The sequence below is a fragment of the Streptomyces sp. NPDC017056 genome (assembly GCF_044332485.1).
In the GTDB taxonomy this organism is placed as follows: domain Bacteria; phylum Actinomycetota; class Actinomycetes; order Streptomycetales; family Streptomycetaceae; genus Streptomyces.
Genome location: NZ_JBIRPD010000004.1, coordinates 491,434 through 510,279, shown reverse-complemented (window position 1 = coordinate 510,279; position 18,846 = coordinate 491,434). Strand labels below are relative to the sequence as shown.

19 protein-coding genes and 1 pseudogene are annotated in these 18,846 nt (G+C 71.9%); 11 read left to right on the top strand and 9 right to left on the bottom strand.

What is annotated here, in order from left to right:
- Window positions 1-89: pseudogene (locus ACH4OW_RS10725) on the bottom strand (hydroxypyruvate isomerase); the annotation flags it as partial.
- A gap of 126 nt (window positions 90-215) precedes the next feature.
- On the opposite strand from ACH4OW_RS10725, the gene ACH4OW_RS10720 reads away from it, so the two are divergent.
- From ACH4OW_RS10720 to ACH4OW_RS10685, 8 genes are all read left to right on the top strand, one after another.
- Complete coding sequence (locus tag ACH4OW_RS10720) at window positions 216-476, top strand: hypothetical protein (RefSeq protein ID WP_398026653.1); 261 nt, start codon at window positions 216-218, stop codon at window positions 474-476.
- Entirely contained in the window at window positions 473-853 is a 381-nt protein-coding gene (locus ACH4OW_RS10715; RefSeq protein WP_360140464.1) for a helix-turn-helix domain-containing protein, read from the top strand. Before ACH4OW_RS10720 ends, ACH4OW_RS10715 begins: the two co-directional genes overlap by 4 nt.
- Before the next feature lie 171 nt (window positions 854-1,024).
- Window positions 1,025-1,567 carry a 2-oxo-4-hydroxy-4-carboxy-5-ureidoimidazoline decarboxylase gene (gene uraD / locus ACH4OW_RS10710; RefSeq protein ID WP_398026622.1) on the top strand — a complete coding sequence of 181 codons (543 nt, stop codon included), beginning with the start codon at window positions 1,025-1,027 and terminating at the stop codon, window positions 1,565-1,567.
- Window positions 1,564-1,971 carry a hydroxyisourate hydrolase gene (gene uraH, locus ACH4OW_RS10705; RefSeq protein WP_398026620.1) on the top strand — a complete coding sequence of 136 codons (408 nt, stop codon included), beginning with the start codon at window positions 1,564-1,566 and terminating at the stop codon, window positions 1,969-1,971. Before uraD ends, uraH begins: the two co-directional genes overlap by 4 nt.
- 7 nt (window positions 1,972-1,978) lie before the next feature.
- Window positions 1,979-2,902: a factor-independent urate hydroxylase gene (gene pucL, locus ACH4OW_RS10700; protein WP_360140473.1), complete on the top strand. Its 924-nt coding sequence runs from the start codon at window positions 1,979-1,981 to the stop codon at window positions 2,900-2,902.
- A gap of 84 nt (window positions 2,903-2,986) precedes the next feature.
- The gene (locus ACH4OW_RS10695; protein WP_360140476.1) at window positions 2,987-4,390 is read left to right on the top strand and encodes a nucleobase:cation symporter-2 family protein; all 1,404 of its coding nucleotides are present in this window, start codon (window positions 2,987-2,989) and stop codon (window positions 4,388-4,390) included.
- 45 nt (window positions 4,391-4,435) lie between these two features.
- Window positions 4,436-5,830 carry an 8-oxoguanine deaminase gene (locus ACH4OW_RS10690; protein ID WP_398026617.1) on the top strand — a complete coding sequence of 465 codons (1,395 nt, stop codon included), beginning with the start codon at window positions 4,436-4,438 and terminating at the stop codon, window positions 5,828-5,830.
- Between the two features lie 278 nt (window positions 5,831-6,108).
- Window positions 6,109-7,524: a nucleobase:cation symporter-2 family protein gene (locus ACH4OW_RS10685; protein WP_398026615.1), complete on the top strand. Its 1,416-nt coding sequence runs from the start codon at window positions 6,109-6,111 to the stop codon at window positions 7,522-7,524.
- An 11-nt stretch (window positions 7,525-7,535) separates the two neighbouring features.
- Here the strand turns inward: ACH4OW_RS10685 and ACH4OW_RS10680 are convergent, their stop codons facing one another.
- The 3 genes from ACH4OW_RS10680 to ACH4OW_RS10670 all read right to left on the bottom strand — a co-directional run bounded on the left by ACH4OW_RS10680 (window position 7,536) and on the right by ACH4OW_RS10670 (window position 10,023).
- The gene (locus ACH4OW_RS10680; RefSeq protein WP_360140485.1) at window positions 7,536-8,402 is read right to left on the bottom strand and encodes a chitosanase; all 867 of its coding nucleotides are present in this window, start codon (window positions 8,400-8,402) and stop codon (window positions 7,536-7,538) included.
- Between the two features lie 128 nt (window positions 8,403-8,530).
- On the bottom strand, window positions 8,531-9,373 hold the full coding sequence (locus tag ACH4OW_RS10675) for a GNAT family N-acetyltransferase (RefSeq protein ID WP_398026613.1): 843 nt from the start codon (window positions 9,371-9,373) through the stop codon (window positions 8,531-8,533).
- A gap of 68 nt (window positions 9,374-9,441) precedes the next feature.
- Window positions 9,442-10,023: a TetR/AcrR family transcriptional regulator gene (locus tag ACH4OW_RS10670; RefSeq protein WP_398026611.1), complete on the bottom strand. Its 582-nt coding sequence runs from the start codon at window positions 10,021-10,023 to the stop codon at window positions 9,442-9,444.
- Between the two features lie 303 nt (window positions 10,024-10,326).
- Here ACH4OW_RS10670 and ACH4OW_RS10665 point away from each other — a divergent pair, with 303 nt between their 5' ends.
- Window positions 10,327-11,778: a M20/M25/M40 family metallo-hydrolase gene (locus tag ACH4OW_RS10665; RefSeq protein WP_398026609.1), complete on the top strand. Its 1,452-nt coding sequence runs from the start codon at window positions 10,327-10,329 to the stop codon at window positions 11,776-11,778.
- Window positions 11,775-13,304, top strand: a complete 1,530-nt coding sequence (locus ACH4OW_RS10660; protein ID WP_360140494.1) for a YfcC family protein — start codon at window positions 11,775-11,777, stop codon at window positions 13,302-13,304. The genes ACH4OW_RS10665 and ACH4OW_RS10660 overlap by 4 nt, the downstream gene beginning before the upstream one ends.
- A 38-nt stretch (window positions 13,305-13,342) precedes the next feature.
- Here the strand turns inward: ACH4OW_RS10660 and ACH4OW_RS10655 are convergent, their stop codons facing one another.
- The 4 genes from ACH4OW_RS10655 to ACH4OW_RS10640 all read right to left on the bottom strand — a co-directional run bounded on the left by ACH4OW_RS10655 (window position 13,343) and on the right by ACH4OW_RS10640 (window position 17,092).
- A complete protein-coding gene (locus ACH4OW_RS10655) occupies window positions 13,343-13,609 on the bottom strand; it encodes an SCO5918 family protein (RefSeq protein WP_398026606.1) in 267 nt (88 codons plus the stop codon).
- A gap of 111 nt (window positions 13,610-13,720) precedes the next feature.
- Entirely contained in the window at window positions 13,721-14,467 is a 747-nt protein-coding gene (locus tag ACH4OW_RS10650) for a VOC family protein (RefSeq protein ID WP_398026604.1), read from the bottom strand.
- Window positions 14,468-14,568: 101 nt separating this feature from the next.
- Window positions 14,569-16,197, bottom strand: coding sequence for a malate synthase A (gene aceB / locus ACH4OW_RS10645; protein ID WP_398026602.1), 1,629 nt, complete (start codon window positions 16,195-16,197; stop codon window positions 14,569-14,571).
- Window positions 16,198-16,432: 235 nt separating this feature from the next.
- Entirely contained in the window at window positions 16,433-17,092 is a 660-nt protein-coding gene (locus ACH4OW_RS10640) for an NTP transferase domain-containing protein (protein ID WP_398026600.1), read from the bottom strand.
- Window positions 17,093-17,300: 208 nt separating this feature from the next.
- On the opposite strand from ACH4OW_RS10640, the gene ACH4OW_RS10635 reads away from it, so the two are divergent.
- Window positions 17,301-17,618 carry a DUF5955 family protein gene (locus ACH4OW_RS10635; RefSeq protein WP_360140506.1) on the top strand — a complete coding sequence of 106 codons (318 nt, stop codon included), beginning with the start codon at window positions 17,301-17,303 and terminating at the stop codon, window positions 17,616-17,618.
- 77 nt (window positions 17,619-17,695) lie between these two features.
- On the opposite strand, the gene ACH4OW_RS10630 is transcribed toward ACH4OW_RS10635, so the two are convergent.
- On the bottom strand, window positions 17,696-18,499 hold the full coding sequence (locus tag ACH4OW_RS10630) for an IclR family transcriptional regulator (RefSeq protein WP_398026598.1): 804 nt from the start codon (window positions 18,497-18,499) through the stop codon (window positions 17,696-17,698).
- Window positions 18,500-18,846 lie beyond the last annotated feature (347 nt).

Below are 18,846 nucleotides of genomic sequence, written 5' to 3'. Positions count from 1 at the left end.
GCGGCGGCCGCCGCCGGCCGTTCCAGCAGCGGCAGCTCGGTGAACAGGATCGACAGGTTGACGTTGAAACGCGCGTCCGAGAAACCCATGAGGGAGAGCGCACCTTCCGTATTACGGAACTATCTTTCTGCTTGTTGGAACATTGCCCGCGGATCTCGTGACCTGTCAAGAGGCCGGGACGGAGGGCGGCCCGGCGGCGCTACTTTGGGGGCATGGTGCGATTGCGAGTGGAATTCACGACGGAACCGTTCGATCTGGACGAAGCGCCCGCCCACGCGGTCGTGGGGCGCGAGATCGTCACGGGCGCGGGGCTGGACGCCGTGGATGTCGGCCCGTTCGGCAACACCGCCGAGGGCGAGGGGCAGAAGGTGCTCGCCGCGGTGGACGCGCTGCTGCGCAGGTCCCTGGAGGCCGGCGCCACCCGGGTCTCCCTCCAGGTCAACGTGATCGCGCGGGACGCGGAGGACGCCACGTGACCGAGCCCGCCGACCACCCGTTCGTCCAGGCGGTCAAGCCGCTGGTGGACGCCATGGGCGCGGAGCTGGTCGCGCCGGAGCAGGCCCGGGGTGACGATGTGGTCCTGGCCTGGGAGGGGCAGGACCGGGTGGCCGTACGGCTGCCGCACCTGTCGGATTCCCTGGACCACCTCCTCGCCGAGCTCCGCCGCCGGCACGGCATGCCGCTCTCCGACCTGGACCGCAGGACCAAGCAGTCGGTGGTGCGGATCCTGGAGCAGCGCGGCGCCTTCTCCGTGCGGCACGGGGTCGAGACGGTCGCCGGCGCGCTCGGCGTCAGCCGCTTCACCGTTTACAACTACCTGAACAGGGACAACGCGGCGAAGGGTGCCGACTGACCCAGAAGTGGTGCCCGTTGGGCACTTGCGCACATGCCGCCGTCCGGGCGAACCGGACGGCGGCTTTCTTGTTGCCGACTTTTCAACAAAGTGTTGACGTGATGTTGCCGGAGGTCTTAGCTGTTTCCAGCCAAGCAGCGCCCGTTCAGCACCAGGCCACGGAGGCTTCCCGTGTCTTCGAATCCGACGCCGGGTCTCACCCGGTTCAACGCCGCCGCTGTCAGTGAGGCCCGTGCCGCACTGCGCGAGGCGTGCGCCAGCGAAGCGTGGGGGAGCAGGCTCCTCGCCCGGCGCCCGTACGCCACCACCGACGCCCTGTACGCCGCCAGCGACGCCGCCACGGCCGAGCTGACCGCGGCGGACCTGGCCGAGGCGATGGCCGGGCACCCGCCCATCGGCCGGCCCACGCCGGGCGACGCGACCTCCTCCCGCGAACAGCGGGGGATGTCCGAGGCCGGGGACGCCCTCAAGGCGGAGATGCTCGAACTGAACCTCGCCTACCAGGAGAAGTTCGGGCATGTCTTCCTGATCTGCGCCACCGGCCGCACCGGTGAGCAGCTGCGCGACGCCGCCCGTAACCGGCTGGACAACACGCCGGAACAAGAACGCGAGATCGTTCGCAGGGAACTGGGCATGATCAACCGCATCCGGCTGGGCCGCCTCGTCGACGACGCGGCGGACCCGGCAGACGCCGCAGAAGGAGCCAGACCATGAGCAGCGAGACGGCCGCGCACGAGACGTCGGTGTCCACGCACATCCTGGACACCAGCGTGGGCCGTCCCGCCGAGGGCGTCGCCCTCACGCTCTCGGTACGCGCCGGACGCGACGGGGACTGGAGCGCACACGGCGCCTCCAGGACCGACGCGGACGGGCGCTGCAAGGACCTGCCGGCGCTGCCGGAGGGCACCACCCACGTACGCCTGGACTTCGAGACCGAGGCGTACCTCGCCAGCAAGGCCGACCAGCAAGCCGAGGAACAGCAGGACGCCCCCCGCGTAAGGGACAGCGGAGCTTTCTTCCCGGAGGTGGCGATCACCTTTGCCGTCACACCGGGTGAGCACTACCACGTACCGCTGCTGCTCAACCCGTTCGGCTACTCCGTATACCGAGGGAGCTAGCACCGACATGCCCACGATTCTCGGCCAGAACCAGTACGGCAAGGCGGAAAACCGCGTCGTCCGCATCACCCGGGACGGCGACACCCACCACATCAAGGACCTGAACGTCTCGGTCGCGCTCTCCGGCGACCTCGAAGAGGTCCACCTCTCCGGCTCCAACGCCCACTGCCTGCCCACCGACACGACCAAGAACACCGTGTACGCCTTCGCCAAGGAACACGGCATCGAATCGGCCGAGCAGTTCGGCATCCACCTGGCCCGGCACTTCGTCACCAGCCAGGAGCCGATCCACCGGGCCCGCATCCGCATCGAGGAGTACTCCTGGGAGCGCATCGAGACCTCGGAGGCCAACGCCAAGTTCATCGGCGCCGACGAGGTCAGGCACTCCTTCGTCCGCAAGGGCCAGGAGACCCGGCTGACGCAGATCACCTACGACGGTGCGCGGTGGCAGGTCGTCTCGGGCTTGAAGGACCTGGTCGTGATGAACTCCACCAACTCCGAGTTCTGGGGCTACATCAAGGACAAGTACACGACGCTCAAGGAGGCGTACGACCGCATCCTGGCCACCGAGGTGTCCGGCCGGTGGCGGTTCAACTGGACCGACGACGACCAGCGCATGCCCAACTGGGAGCGCTCGTACGCCCAGGTCAAGAAGCACATGCTGGACGCCTTCGCGGAGACCTACAGCCTCTCGCTCCAGCAGACCCTGTACCAGATGGGCTCGCGGATCATCAACAACCGCGCGGAGATCGACGAGGTGCGGTTCTCGCTGCCGAACAAGCACCACTTCCTGGTGGACCTGGAGCCGTTCGGGTTGAAGAACGACCATGAGGTCTACTACGCGGCGGACCGCCCGTACGGCCTGATAGAAGCCACTGTCCTGCGCGACGGTGTCGAAGCCGAGATCCCCACGGATCTGACCAACCTCTGACGGCTCCCGACGCAGCGCCGTGCCTCGCCGCCCCCTCCCCGTCCCGCAGCGGGAGGGGCCCGCGAATCCTGAGGGGAACGACCCATGGCACAGCCACCGCACGTTGAGAAACACCCCGTCCCACCGGTCCACCCGGTGGACGAGAAGCCGGCCCCCAAGCGGCTCGTCCCCGCCGCCCTCCAGCACATCGCCGCCATGTACGCCGGCGTCGTCACCCCTCCGCTCATCATCGGCCAGGCCACCGGCCTGGACACCGCGGGCCGCACCCGGCTGATCGCCGCCAGCCTCCTGATCGCCGGGCTCGCGACCCTCCTGCAGACCCTGGGCGCCGGGAAGTTCGCCGGCAACCGGCTGCCGTTCGTCAACGCCGCCTCCTCGGCCGGCATCACCCCGATGCTCGCCATCGCCGAGACCACCGCCAAGGGCCACCAACTGCCCGCCATATACGGGGCCGTGATGGTCGCCGGCGCCTTCTGCCTGGCCGTCGGCCCGTTCTTCGGCAGGCTGCTGCGCTACTTCCCGCCGCTGGTCACCGGAGTCGTCATCACGCTCATCGGCGTCACCCTGATGCCCGTACCGGTCGGCTGGGCGCAGGGCGGCAACAAGGAGGCCGCCGACTTCGGCTCCATGAAGTACCTGGCGCTGGCCGCCTTCACGCTCGTGGTGATCCTGCTCATCCAGCGCTTCACCCGCGGCTTCGTCAAGCAGATCGCCCTGCTGCTGGGCCTCGTCGCCGGCACCCTCGCCGCGGTCCCGTTCGGCATGGCGAGCTTCGACGCGCTGGGCGAGGCCCCCGTCGTCGCGCTGCCCACCCCTTTCGCCTTCGGCGCGCCGGAGTTCCAGCCCGCCGCCGTGCTGTCCCTGTGCATCGTCATGCTGGTCCTGATGACCGAGTCCGCCGCCGGGATGCTCGCCCTCGGCGAGATCTGCGAACGGCGTACGACGGGGCCGACCATCACCCGCGGCCTGCGCACCGACGGCCTCGCCACCCTCGTAGGGCCGGTCTTCGGCGGCTTCCCCACCAGCGCCTTCGCGCAGAACGTCGGCGTGGTCTCGCTGACCCGGGTGCGCAGCCGCTACGTCGTCGCCGTCGCGGGCGCCACCCTGCTCGTCCTCGGCGCGTTCCCCGTCCTGGGCGCGGTCGTCAACCTCGTGCCGATGCCCGTACTCGGCGGCGCCGGCATCGTCCTGTTCGGCTCGATCGCGGTCAGCGGCATCCGCACGCTCGCCGAAGCCGGCCTCGACGACAGCTCCAACATCATCCTGGTGGCCGTCTCGCTGGGCGCGGGCATCATCCCGCTCGCCGCCCCGACGTTCTACGAGGACTTCCCCGCCTGGGCACAGACCGTGCTCGGCTCCGGCATCAGCGCCGGGGCGCTCGTCGCGGTCCTGCTCAACCTGTTCTTCCACCATCTCGGCACCCGGAGCACCAAAGGGGCGGCGGTACTGTCAGCCGCCGCACCCGGCTCCGGCACTCAAATCCCGTAGGGCCCTGCCGTGCCCGAACCCCTACAGGAAGCAAGAGGAAGCACCATGGCAGCCCCTGACCGCACGGTGAAGCAGCGCATCGTCATCGAGAACTGCGCCGTCGCGACCGTCGACGCCCGCGACACCGAGTACGCCTCGGGCCACGTCGTCGTTGCCGGCAACCTCATCGAATCGGTGGGCGCGGGCAAGGCACCCGAGGGCCTGGAGAACGTCGTCCGCCGTATCGACGGCACGGGCCACCTCGTCACCCCCGGCCTGGTCAACACCCACCACCACTTCTACCAGTGGATCACCCGCGGCCTGGCCACCGACCACAACCTCTTCAACTGGCTGGTGGCCCTCTACCCGACCTGGGCCCGCATCGACGCGCCGATGCTCGCCGCCGCCACCCAGGGCTCGCTGGCCATGATGGTCAAGGGCGGCGTCACCACCGCCTCCGACCACCACTACGTCTTCCCGCGCGGCTCCGGCGACCTGGTCGGCGCCGAACTGGCCGCCGCCCGGGAGATCGGCGCCCGGATCACCCTGGCCCGCGGCTCGATGGACCGCAGCCAGAAGGACGGGGGACTGCCGCCGGACTTCGCCGTCGAGACCACCGAGGGCGCGTTGAAGGCCACGGAGGAGGCCATCGACACCCACCACGACGCCTCCTTCGGCTCCATGGTGCACATCGCCGTGGCCCCCTGCTCACCGTTCTCCATCTCGACCGAACTTTTGCGGCAGGGCGCCGAACTGGCCCGCCGCAAGGGCGTGCGGATGCACACCCACGGCTCGGAGACGGTCGAGGAGGAGAAGTTCTGCCACGAGCTGTTCGGCATGGGGCCGACCGACTACTTCGCATCGACCGGCTGGCTCGGCGAGGACGTGTGGATGGCGCACTGCGTCCACATGAACGACTCCGACATCGCCGCCTTCGCCCGGACGAAGACCGGCGTCGCCCACTGCCCGTCCTCCAACGCGCGGCTCGGCGCCGGCATCGCCCGCGTCCCCGACATGCTCGCGGCGGGCGTACCGGTGGGCCTCGGCGTGGACGGCACCGCCTCCAACGAGAGCGGCGAACTCCATACCGAACTGCGCAACGCGCTGCTGATCAACCGGCTCGGCGCGCACCGGGAAGCCGCCCTCGACGCCCGCAAGGCGCTGCGCCTGGGCACCTACGGTGGCGCGCAGGTGCTGGGCCGCACGGCCGAGATCGGCTCCCTGGAGGCCGGCAAGCTGGCCGACCTGGTGCTGTGGAAGCTGGACGGCCTGGCCCACTCCACCATCGCCGACCCGGTCACCGCGCTGGTCTTCGGCGCCGCGGCGCCCGTCACCCTGTCCCTGGTCGACGGCGCGCCGGTGGTCGAGGACGGCCGGCTCGTCAACGTCGACGAGGAGACCGTCGCCCGCACCGCGCGGTCCGAGGCCCGGCGCCTGGCACGCATCGCCGCCGAGGGCTGATCCCCGCCCGGCGCTGCCCGAGACTCCGGCCGGGGGGACGGCCCCGGCCGGGCTTGTGGATCCGAGCGGGGACCCACAAGCGCCGTAACCCGGGGGCACGGAGGCCACTTCGTGCCCCCGGGCCGGCAACCCGCACCCACCCGTACACACATGACGAACCGTCATGCCGTATCACGCGCCACAAGCGCGGACCGCTGCCCCACCGCACCGACGCACGACCTCCGTGACAGCATCGCGCCGCCCCTCCCGGGCGGCGCAGGAATCGAAGGAGGCCCGCAGTGGCCGCAAGCCCAGGGCGGACGGCACAGGGCGACCGGAAGCATCCGGTCGACGCGACCCTCCCGCCCTTCAAGATGTTCACCAGCGGCCTGCAGCACGTGGCCGCGATGTACGCGGGCGTGGTGGCCCCGCCGATGATCGTCGGCCCGGCCTGCGGGCTCGGGCCCGCCGGGACCGCCTTCCTGATGGGCGCCAGCCTCTTCACCGCCGGCCTCGCCACCCTCCTGCAAACGCTCGGCTTCTGGAAGATCGGCGCCAGGCTGCCGTTCGTCAACGGCGTCTCCTTCGCCGGCGTCACCCCGATGGTCGCCATCGGCGCGGCGCAGGGCCCCGGGGACGCGCTGCCCGTCATCTTCGGCGCGGTGATCGTGGCCGGGGTCCTCGGCTTCCTCCTGGCCCCCTACTTCTCCAAGCTGGTGCGGTTCTTCCCGCCGGTCGTCACCGGCACCGTCATCACCCTGATCGGCGTGTCACTGCTGCCCGTGGCCTTCAACTGGTCCCAGGGCGGCAACGCGCGGGCCCGCGACTACGGTTCGCTGACCAACATCGGCATGGCGGCGCTCACGTTCGTGATCGTGCTCGTCCTGCGGCGGGTGCTGCGCGGCTTCCTCCGGCAGATCTCGATCCTGCTCGGCCTGGTCGCCGGCACGCTGCTCGCGATCCCCGTCGGCATCACCGACTTCGGCGCGATCACCCAGGCGGGCCCGGTCGGCTTCCCGACGCCGTTCCACTTCGGCGCGCCGCAGTTCGACGCCGCCGCCGTGATATCGATGTGCATAGTGATGCTCGTCTGCATGACCGAGTCCACCGCCGACATGCTCGCCCTCGGCAAGATCGTGGACCGGCCGGCGGACGAGCGCACCATAGCGGGCGGCCTGCGCGCCGACACCCTCGGCACCGCCGTAAGCCCGCTCTTCAACGGCTTCGCCAACAGCGCCTTCGCGCAGAACATCGGCCTGGTCGCGATGACCGGGGTACGCAGCCGGTTCGTCGTCGCCACCGGCGGGCTCATCCTGGTCGTGCTGGGCCTGAGCCCGGTCGCCGCATCGGTCATCTCCCTGGTCCCGCTGCCGGTCCTCGGCGGCGCCGGCATCGTGCTGTTCGGGTCGGTCGCCGCCAGCGGCATCCAGACCCTGGCCACGGCCGCCATGGACAAGGGCGAGAACGCGCTGATCGTCGCGGCGGCGGTCGGCATCGGCCTGATACCGATCGCGGCGCCGCGCTTCTACCACGACTTCCCCAAGGACATGCTGGTCGTCCTGGACTCCGGCATCAGCACCGGCTGCATCGTCGCCATCGTGCTCAACCTCGCCTTCAACCACCTCGGCAAGCGGCGCGGCGAACCTCCCCTGGAGGTGATCCCGCAGCAGCCGGAGCGCGGCACGCCGGACTCTCGACCGGCGCCCGCGCACTGACCGGGCCGCCGTCACCCGATGTGGAACGGCTCCCCGTACACCTTCCAGTCCAGCGGCGGGTTCAGGTTCAGGTTGCCCTTCTTGAGGAAGACGCGCTGCGCGGTGTCCACGCGGCTGGTGTCGCTGTGCGCCTCCTCCTGCTTCATCGCCCACACCCGGGCGTCCAGGAAGGCGTCGAGGTAGGTCTTCTCGTCGCCCCCCTGGGCGGGTGTCTTGGCCTTGGCCAGGGCCCGCTTGCGGATGTTGGAGAAGCTGGTCTTGTCGCTGCCGTCGCCGTGCATGACGAGCGCGTCGTAGTACGCGAACTGGCCGAGCACGCCGATCTTGTCGGCCTTGCCCTGCTTGACCGCGGGGTCGAAGTAGACCCGGTCGCGCTCGTCGTTCTGGGCCTGCTGGAAGGCCGGGTCCTGGGCGGCCTTCTCCCAGTCCTTCTTGAAGTTCGGGTCCAGGCCGGCGTGCGAGTCGCTGCCGTTGACCTTGCGCAGCGCGGGCAGGTACTTCGCGAGGATGTTGCCGGGCTTGCGCTTGGTGTACAGCTCGACGAGGTCGAGCATGTCGCCCGTACCGGAACAGAAGCCGATGATGCCGGCGGTGTAGCCGCGGCCGTCCTTGATGTCCTCGATGTACTTGTACTGCTTCTTCCACTCCAGCGAGGAGTTCTCGGCGCTGGAGACCAGCTGCATGGCGATCTCCTTCTTCGCCGGGTCGTCCAGCCCGGCCGCGGCTCTGGGGGCGCTGCGGGGCGCGGCCGCGGTCTGGCCGGTGGCGGGGGCCGCCGTGGCGGCCACGGCGGTCACCGGTACGGCGACCAGGGCGAGGCCGAGGGCGAGGCGGACGGCGGGCTTGCGGATCGCTTTGCCTATGGATCGGGCACGCATGGTGTCCTCCGGTCGGTAGCGGGCCGGGTGGCCGGGGTGACTGGGGAGGCTCCCCAATCGTTAGGAACCTTTCCTATCAGACTCCGCCGAGGACCGTAACCCGTCAGTTCCCGCCAACGTCCGGCGCGTTACCGGCCCTTGCCACCGCCGGCCGCCGGCTGCCAGGTGTACGGGACGGTCGTGGCGGCACCGACCAGCCCCAGCCGTTCGAGGATCGGGCGGCTGGACTCCAGGGCGTCGACCTGCACGTACCCGAACCCGCGCGCCAAGGCGAGCGCGGCCCGGTGCGCGACCAGGGCGCGGTAGAGGCCCCGGCCCCGCCAGTTGGGCAGCGTGGAGCCGCCCCACAGCGAGGCGAACTCGGTGTGCCGGTGGAAGCGCACCCACGCGGCCGACACCACCTCGCCCGCCAGCGACTCCGCCACGGTCACCGTGCACGGGTCGCCGTCCCGGCCCGCCACCCACTCCTCCATCGCCGGCGGCAGCCAGCTCCGGTCGTCGGCCCAGACCGTCTCGGACAGCTCCCGGATGCGCTCGAAGTCCTCACGCCCGGTCACGTCGCGCAGCCGTACGCCCTCGGGCAGCGGTACGCCCCCGTGCTGCGCGGCGACCGACGCCGCCTCGCCGACGACGACCGTCTCGCGCTCGCCCGGCGTGAAACCGGCCGCTGCCAGCCGCTCCGGCAGGTCGGCCGGCAGGTCGTGGCCGTGGTACTTCCACTCGACCGGCAGGCCGCGGGCGGCGAAGTGGTCACGCTGGGCGGCGATGAACGCGTCCAGCGCGTCCCCTTCCAGCCCGCCCAGGTCCCGGTAGAGGATCAGCCCGCCCTGCCCGGGGAGCGTTCTGCGCACGACGGGGCCGACCCGCTCGGTCCCCGGCGTGCCCGGCGCGAACCCGCGGCCGCGCAGCTGCTCGTCGTACGCCGCGCGATAGGCGGCGGCTCGTCCTCGCTCGGCTTCGTATGTGGTCACCGGCGCACTTCACCACAGGGGGCGGGCCGGAGGCCACGGAATTCGGCCACGGCGTGGCGCGGCGGCCGTCAAAGCTCCGCGGGCGGCTCCGCGGGCGAGCCGAGCAGTCGGGTGAGCAGTTCGCTGACGCCGGGCCCCGGGTCGAAGTCCGCTGCGGGGAAAGCGACTTGGTGGAAGGCGACGCCGTCGAGGTAGTCGAGGAGCAGCTCGCAGTGCCGCTGCGGCGTCGGCGACCCGAAGCGCCGCATCCACTCCGAGCCCCAGCCGGCGACGGCCTGCCGCCCGCGGGTGAGCGGCGCCCGCAGCTCGGGCCGGGCCGAAGCCTCCAGGTAGAGGGCGAAGCGGGCGGCGGTCCGCGCGCGCCCGGGGCCGGTCGCGTACCGGAGGAAGCGGGTGACGGTGTCGGCGAGTTCGGGTACGTCCGCCGGGTCGGCCTGCCGGGCGAACTCCTCCCAGTCGCGGCGCTCCCATGCCTGGAGGTGGTCGACGATGCCGTCGATCAGGGCGGCGCGGTTGCGGAAGTAGTTGGAGGTGGTGCCCGACGGCACTCCCGCCGCGGCATCCACCGCCTGATACGTCAGCCGCCGGGCCCCCTCGCCCCCCAGCACCCCGACCGCCGCGTCCAGCACCTGCTCCCGCCGTCGTGCCACCCTGCGCGCTCCCTTTACCGTGTTCGTAGTGGCGATCACTATAAACATAGTACCGCGTGGAAATGGAGCGGAAACCGTGTACGGCGGCCGTCGTCGGCGGCGGTACCGGCGGGAGTTGGGGTGCGCTCGGCGGGCGAGTCCCCACGTGGCGGCGGTGCTGCGTACGTATGATCATCGGCGGCGGACGACCGCCGGTCTGAGGGGCGTCGCGCCCTACGGGCAGCGGCGTTTTGCGCCGATATGCTGCCTTGGCCCTGAAAGTCAGTCAAGTGAGCGCCCGGCGCCACGGAGAGGGGTTCCGCGGTGGACCCGAACGCCCAGCAAGCGCACGACCGGCGGCCGGAGACCGGGCCCACGGGTGGCACGGTGCCGCCAGGAGCGGCCCACGACGACCTCGAAGCCACCGTCGAAGAGCTGATGTCCGACCTGTGCGACGACCTCAAGCGGCTCGCGGCGATTCCCTCGGTCGCCTTTCCCGGCTACCCGTCCGGGCCGGTCCTCGCGGCGCGCGACGAACTCCTGGCCCTGCTGCGCTCCGCCGGCGTCACCGACCTCGGCGAACTGAACCTCCCCGACACCGCGCCGGTCGTCACCGGCACCATCGCGCCGCCCACCCCGGACGCCCCCACCGTCCTCCTCTACGGCCACTACGACGTCCAGCCGCCGGGCGACCCGGCCCTGTGGGCCTCGCCGCCGTTCGAGCCCACCGACTTCGACGACCCGCACGGCGGCCCCGCCATCCGTGCCCGCGGCATCGCCGACTGCAAGGCCAACCTCCTCGTGCACCTCGGCATGCTGCGCGCGTACGGCGGCCGGCCCCCGGTCGGCATCAAGATCCTCTTCGAGGGCCAGGAGGAGTACGGCAGCCCCTTCGACGACTACCCGCCCACCGACCCCGAACGCTTCGCCTGCGACGCGATGATCATCGGTGACACCGGCAACCTCCGCGCCGGCACGCCCACCCTGACCACCGCGCTCCGCGGCGCCGCCGAGCTGACCGTCGAGGTCCGCACGCTGGACGAGGCCGTGCACAGCGGCGAGTACGGGGGTGCGGCGCCCGACGCGCTGCTCGCCCTCGTCAACGCCCTGGCCACCCTGCACGACGCGCACGGCAACGTCGCCGTCGAGGGCCTGCGCCGCGAGGAGTGGGCCGGCAGCGCCTTCACCGAGACGGAGTTCCGCGACCTGGCCGGCGTCCGGGCCGGCATGCCGCTCATCGGCTCCGGCGGCCTGGGCGAACGCCTGTGGAGCGGCCCCGCCGTCACCGTGATGGGCCTGGACGCGCCCTCCGTCGACCACGCCGCTTCGGCCGTCGTCCCCTACGCCCGCGCCAAGCTCAACCTGCGCATCCACCCTCGCCAGGACCCCGAGGAGGCCCTCGGCGCGCTCGTCCGGCACCTGGAAGGGCTGCGGCCGTTCGGCGTCGCGCTGACCGTGACGCCCGGCGACGCGGGCGCCGGCTTCGAGGCCCGCACCGGCGGCCCCGCCTACCGCGCGGCGGAGACCGCGCTGCGCCGCGCCTGGGGAGCGCCCGTCGCCCACGCCGCCACCGGCGGCTCCATCCCGCTCGTCAACGGCCTCGCGCGGGCCGTTCCCGGCGCCGAGATCCTGCTCTTCGGCGCCGAGGACAAACAGTGCAACCTGCACGCGCCCAACGAACGGGTGCTGCTCTCGGAACTGCGCGGCGCGGTGCTGGCGGAGACCGTCTTCATGCGCGAGTACGCCGCCGCGTTCCGCGCCGGGGGCGCCACATGAGCACACCGGCGCCCGACGGCGGAGCACCGGCGTCCCCCAAGCGCAGGTTCGCCTTCCCCAGCGCACTGACCGTCCTGGTCGTCGTGACCCTCGCGGTCTGGGTGCTGGCCTTCTTCATCCCCTCCGGCACCTACGACCGCGACGGCGAGGGCACCCCGCTCCAGGGCACGTACCACCGGGCCCCTTCCGGCCAGTCCTTCACCGACCGGCTGAACGACCTCTTCCTCTCCCCGGTCAACGGCCTGTACGGCGTGCAGGACGCCAAGACCGGGCAGGTCGGCCCGACCATGGCCGGCGAACTGTACGGCAGCGCCGGCGTGTTCCTCTTCGTCCTCGCCATCGGCGCGTTCATCACGGTCGTCTTCTCCACCGGCGCGCTGGACCGCGGCATCGGCCGCCTCGCCCACCGGCTGCGCGAGCGCGGCGCGCTGCTGATCGCGGGCGTGATGACGGTCTTCTCGCTCCTCGGCACGGTCGAGGGGTTCGCCGAGGAGACGCTCGGCTTCTACGGCCTGGTCGTGCCCCTGATGCTGGCGCTCGGCTACGACCGGATGGTCGCCACCGGCACGATCATCCTGGGCGCCGGGGTCGGGGTGCTGTGCTCCACCGTCAATCCCTTCGCCACCGGTGTCGCCTCCTCGGCCGCCGACATCTCGCTGGGCGACGGCATCGTGCTGCGGGTGGCGATGTGGCTGGTCCTCACCGGCGTCACCATCGCCTACGTCGTCCGCTACGCGCGCCGCGTACGGGCCGATCCGGCGCGCTCCCTCGTCGGCTTCCTGCCCGGCGACCGCGAGCACGCGCAGACCGGCGAGGACGCGGTGGAGCCGCCGCCGCTGACCGGGTTGCACAAGACCGTGCTGGTCACCGTGGCGCTGGTCTTCGCCTTCATGATCTTTTCGGTCATCCCGTGGGCCGGGGCCCTCACCGGGGATGCCGACGCCGCGCCGTACGCCTTCGAGCTGGACTGGTCCTTCCCCCAGCTGGCCGCCCTGTTCATCGCGGCCTCGGTCCTCGTCGGCATCCTCGCGCGGATGGGGGAGCGGCGGCTCAGCTCCACGTTCGTGCAGGGCGTCGGCGAGTTCGTCTCACCTGCCCTGGTGATCGTCCTCGCGCGGGGAGTGACGACGATCATGAACAATTCGCGCATTACGGACACCGTGCTGCATGCCGTCGAGGGCGTCGTCTCCGGTACCCCGTCCGCCCTCTTCGGCATCATGGTCTACGTCGTCAACCTGCCGCTGGCCTTCCTCATCCCGTCCACGTCGGGACACGCCACCCTCGCCATGCCGATCCTGGCGCCGCTGGCCGACTTCGCGCACGTCTCGCGCGCGGTGGTCGTCACGGCCTGGCAGGCGGCCAGCGGCTGGATGAACCTGTGGGTGCCCACCACCGCCGTCATCATGGGCGGCGTCTCGCTGGCCAAGGTCGGCTACAACAAGTACCTGCGGTTCGTCTGGCCGTTGCTGGCCCTGCTCGCCGTCCTCGTCTGCGCGTTCGTGGGGCTGGGAGCGGCGATGACGTGAACGGGGGCCGCCGGTCGCGGCCCCCGCGGCCCGGGCCGTCACATGAGGGCGGACGGCTCGGCCGAAGCGGGCCGCGGCCGGCAGGTGAACCCGAGCTGGCGCAGCGCCCGCACCATCTCACCGGCACTGAAATCCCGGGTGTCCTGGCCGGTCACGATCCGCCCGACCTGCTTGACGGGATAGGCGACCGATCCGATGAGCACGGAGTCGCCGGTGACGGGCTCCGGTACGACCGCGCTCATCTTCTGCTCCACCTCGTTCGGCTGGAGGTAGAAGAAAACGCCGGCGATGGTGACACGCATCATGCCTCGACAAGGGTGAGCAGGAATGGAGCCCGAGCCCCCACCCTCTCACGGGAACCGCGTGCCGGAGGGTCCCGATCACCGCTGAGTTCGCCGCCCGGGCATCCGTTCGGGTCACCGCGGCGGGTGCGCGTCCGCCTCGGACGTGCCGCGTATCCGCAGCCCGGCGATCTCGGTGCGCGGCGGGTTGTCACCCGCCAGGAGCAGTGTGGTGATCCGGTCGGCCGGGCCGGCGGCGAAGTGCACCCCGCCGCCGTCGAGCGGTACGACGGTGCCGTCCGCGTCCATCGGGACGCCGGTGAGCGCGCCCAGCCAGGCGGCGGACCGGCGCGGGTCGGGCGTCTCCACGACGATGCCGGCGAGGTCGAAGGCGCCGCGGTCGATGCGCCCGGACGCTTCGTGCTCGCGGCGGAGCGCGGGGTCGGTGTCGTACGTGATGAAGAACGGGGCCCAGGCCGGTGCGTCCTCCAGCATGGCTTCCTGGAAGGTGACGCGGCCTTCGAGGAACGAGAATGCGTGCACGTCGACCCGGTGGCCGTCGCGGCGCAGGCGTTCGGCGGTGGCGCGCGTGTCGGCGACCTTGACCGCGAAGTTCAACGGGCCGCCCCCGGCGGCCAGCAGCGCGTCGATGCGGGGCATCCACGCCGCGGTGGCCCGGCCGAACGCGGAGGGCGCGTAGGCCGCGCGGTCCACGACGGTGAGGATTTCGACGTACCGGTCGTCCAGCCGCCAGGCCCCGTTCTGGAAGCCCTCGTGCACCGGGTTGGTGTGCGCGGGCAGCCCGGCCTCCGTGTACTCCCGTACGACGGGGGACACTTCGGGGACGCAGTGCAGGAGATGGTCGAAGCGCGGCGCGGTCATGGACACCCTCCAGAGTAGGTTAGGTAACCCTAACTCAGGGTGGTGCGGGGCCCGTACGCGCGGAGATCCGGTACGCACGGGCCCCGGGGCGGGGAGCGGCGTCAGTCCAGCAGTTCGTACGCCGGCAGGGTCAGGAACGCCGCGTAGTCGGTGTCCAGGGCGACCTTCAGGAGGAGGTCGTGGGCCTGCTGCCACTTGCCGGCGGCGAAGGCTTCGTCGCCGAGCTCCGCGCGGATGGCGGCCAGTTCACGGGCCGCGATCTTGCGGACCAGGTCCGCCGTGGCCTGCTCGCCGTTCTCGAACACGACGCCCGCGTCGACCCACTGCCAGATCTGCGAACGGGAGATCTCGGCGGTGGCCGCGTCCTCCATCAGGCCGAAGATGGCGACCGCGCCGAGGCCCCGCAGCCACGCCTCGATGTAGCGGGTGCCGACCTGGACGGCGTCGACCAGCCCCTGGTAAGTGGGCCTGGCGTCGAGGGAGTCGACGGCGATGAGGTCGGCGGCCGAGACCGAGACGTCCTCGCGCAGCCGGTCCTTCTGGTGCGGCTTGTCGCCGAGGACCGCGTCGAAGGAGGCGCGGGCGACCGGCACCAGGTCGGGGTGGGCGACCCAGGAGCCGTCGAAGCCGTCGCCGGCCTCGCGGTCCTTGTCCGCGCGGACCTTGGCGAGCGCCTTCTCGTTGGCCTCGGGGTCCCGGCGGTTGGGGATGAACGCCGCCATGCCGCCGATCGCGTGCGCGCCGCGCTTGTGGCACGTGCGGACGAGGAGTTCGGTGTACGCGCGCATGAAGGGCGCCGTCATGGTGACCGCGTTGCGGTCCGGCAGCACGAACTTCTCGCCGCCGTCACGGAAGTTCTTCACGATGGAGAAGAGGTAGTCCCAGCGGCCCGCGTTGAGGCCCGAGGCGTGGTCGCGCAGCTCGTAGAGGATCTCCTCCATCTCGTACGCGGCGGTGATGGTCTCGATGAGGACGGTGGCGCGGATGGTGCCCTGCTCGATGCCCACGTAGTCCTGCGCGAAGACGAAGATCTCGTTCCAGAGGCGGGCCTCCAGGTACGACTCCGTCTTGGGCAGGTAGAAGTACGGGCCCTTGCCGAGGTCCAGCAGGCGCCGGGCGTTGTGGAAGAAGTAGAGGCCGAAGTCGACCAGTGCGCCGGGGACCGGCGTGCCGTCGAGCCGGAGGTGGCGCTCGTCCAGGTGCCAGCCGCGCGGCCGGACGACGACGGTCGCCAGTTCCGCCGCGGGCTTGAGGGCGTACGACTTGCCGCTGGCCGGGTCGGTGAAGTCGATCCTTCGCTCGTAGGCGTCGATCAGGTTGACCTGGCCGCCGATGACGTTCGCCCAGGTGGGGGCGGAGGCATCCTCGAAGTCGGCGAGCCAGACCTTGGCGCCGGAGTTGAGCGCGTTGATGGTCATCTTGCGGTCGGTGGGGCCGGTGATCTCCACCCGGCGGTCGTTCAGCGCGGCGGGCGCCGGCGCGACCCGCCAGTCGTCGTCGGCGCGGACCTGCGCGGTCTCCGGGAGGAAGTCGAGGGTGGCGGTGCGGGCGATCTCTGCGCGGCGCTCGCCGCGGCGGGCGAGCAGCTCGTCGCGGCGCGGGGTGAACCGGCGGTGGAGTTCGGCGACGAAGTCCAGTGCGGCCCTGGTGAGGATCTCGTCCTGGCGGGCGGGGGCGGCGGCGGGGTCGACGTCGACGATGGCCAGCGGGGACGGCGCTGGTGCGGACATGAGCTGTCACTCCGTTCGGCGGCGGTGCCCGGGGCCGCCGGGGCGTGTGCGCGGCACGGGGTGCCGCGGGCTCCGGCCGGCGGTCGCGGGCGCCGGTGGGGTTCAGGGCGCTTCTGACCAGTGGAGAGTAGTTTCCTTATCGCGGAACTTCAATGGTTTGTTGATGTCGAGATTCTCTTCGTCGACACAAGCGGTGATCGAATGACGCCGAGTGCCATCGCCGAGTGCCATCAGGTCACCGTCCTCCACCCGTCCCCGGCACGTCCGGCGATGCCAGCCGGAACAGGTCCTCCGGCGTGTCGATGTCGTACGGCTCGGCCACGTCCGAACACTCGACGAGCGAGACCGCCGCCTCGTGCTCCCGCAGATAGGCGCGCGCCCCGCGGTCCCCGGCCGCACCGGCCGCCACCGCCGCCCAGCGCCCGGCGCCGAACAGCACCGGGTGCCCGCGCCGCCCGCCGTACGCCGCCGCGACCAGATCGGCGCCGCCCTCGTACGCGGCGATCACGCGCGCCACCGCCGCCGCGCCGATGCCCGGCTGGTCCACCAGGGAGACCAGCGCCGCACCCGCCCCGGAACCCGCCAGCGATGCCAGGCCGACGCGCAGCGAGGAGCCCATGCCGTGCGCCCAGTCGGGGTTCTCGGCCGTCTCGTACGCCGCGAGGTCGGCCCGCTCCCGCACGGTCCCGGCCGCCGCGCCCAGGACGATGTGCACCGGACGGCAGCCGCCCTCGCGCAGCACCCGTGCCGCGTTCTCGACCAGCGGCCGTCCGCGGTAGTCCAGCAGGGCCTTGGGGCGGCCGCCCAGCCGCCGCCCGCCGCCCGCGGCGAGCAGCAGCCCGGCGACCGGGCGGGCGGGGGAGGTGCCGGGGGCGGAAGGTTCGGTGTGTGCCATGGGCCCTGCTTACCTCATGGGCCGGCGCGGCAGGGGGGTGGCGGGGCGGTGCCGGCCGGGATGCGGACGGTACCGCATGGCGGTGCCGTGCGCCCGTCGGAATTCGGTGATCCTGATTTCGCTCTCCGTGTGGCGCGGGCCGCACGGGGTGGCGTTAACTGGCCCGCGTCGCGGGGCGGGGTCAACGGCCATGGAGGATGCCGTCGTTGTGGAACAGAGGCAGGAGCACAGGCGAAGGACGGGGTTCGAGGAGGACCCGCTGGCCGTGGCGCTGCGCGGTGCGGTGGACCGGATGCGCCGCGAACTGGCCGTGCTGCCGGGCGAGTTGCCGGACCGTTCGGCCGCTGACGACGAACTGGCCGCGCTGGACGCCCTGGTGGGCGCGGGGGACCCGGAGGTCGCCCGGCTGCGCCGGTCCCTCCTGCTGATCGCGGGGGCGGTCGGTTCGGTCAGCGCGCTGGGGCCCGCCCTGAGGGACCTGCGGGAGCTGATCGACCTGTACAAGGAGCTGCCGCGCGGCCTCTGAGGCCCCGGCCGGAGGCCCGGACGGAACAGGACCCCGGACGGTGTCCGGGGTCCGGGTGGCGCCCGGGGCGTGTCCCGCTACGCCGGGTTCTGGTTGGCCAGCGCCACGGACAGCTCGGCCGCGATCTCCTGGAGCACCGGGACGATCTTGTCGGTCGCCGCCTCGGTCACCCGTCCCGTCGGGCCGGAGATGGAGATGGCCGCCGCGGTGGGGGAGTCGGGCACCGGCACCGCGATGCACCGGACGCCGATCTCCTGCTCGTTGTCGTCCATCGCGTACCCGAGCCGGCGGACCTCTTCGAGAGCGTCGAGGAACGCGTCCGGGTCCGTGATCGTCTTCTCGGTCGCGGCCGGCATGCCGGTGCGGCCGAGCAGCGCGCGCACCTCCTCCGGCGGGTGGCCCGCCAGCAGGGCCTTGCCCACGCCCGTCGAGTGCGGCAGCACCCGCCGCCCGACCTCGGTGAACATCCGCACCGCGTGCCGGGACGGCACCTGTGCCACGTATACGATCTCGTCGCCGTCGAGCAGCGCCATGTTGGCCGTCTCGCCGGTCTCCTCGACCGCGCGCGCCAGGTACGGCCGGGCCCAGGTGCCCAGCAGCCGCGAGGCGCTCTCGCCGAGGCGGATCAGCCGGGGGCCGAGCGCGTACCGGCGGTTGGGCTGCTGGCGGACGTAGCCGCAGGCGACGAGCGTGCGCATGAGCCGGTGGATGGTGGGCAGCGGCAGGCCGCTGCTGGTGGACAGCTCGCTCAGGCCCACCTCGCCGCCGGCGTCGGCCATCCGCTCCAGCAGGTCGAAGGCGCGCTCAAGGGACTGGACGCCACCGCCGCCGGCTGCTGGCCTGGCTGCGGCGGCGGAAGTGCTGGCGCTGGACGGCGGCACGACGCGTTCCTTTCGGGGCTGGTGGTGGCGGGCCCGGCGCAGGGCTCTGGTGTACGGGTGCCGGGACCGACCCGGAGCAGCCTACCGGTCTCCTGCGGCGTACACACGGCCTGTCGCACACTCGTTCGCGCCGGTCAAAGCCCGTGCTCAAGCCGGGGCGGGCCGCTACCGGCGAGGTGTGCCCGCTGCCAGTGGCCATAGCTACGTTCTGCTGAGCGAAACTCGATATCCATTCTGTGGAATCCTCCAAGCGCCGGGATGCCCGCGCAATCACGTCACGCGCCGGAGGGTCACGGGCGCCGCCGCGGCGTGTTCCGGGCCACCGCCACCCGGGTGGCGGGGTCTTG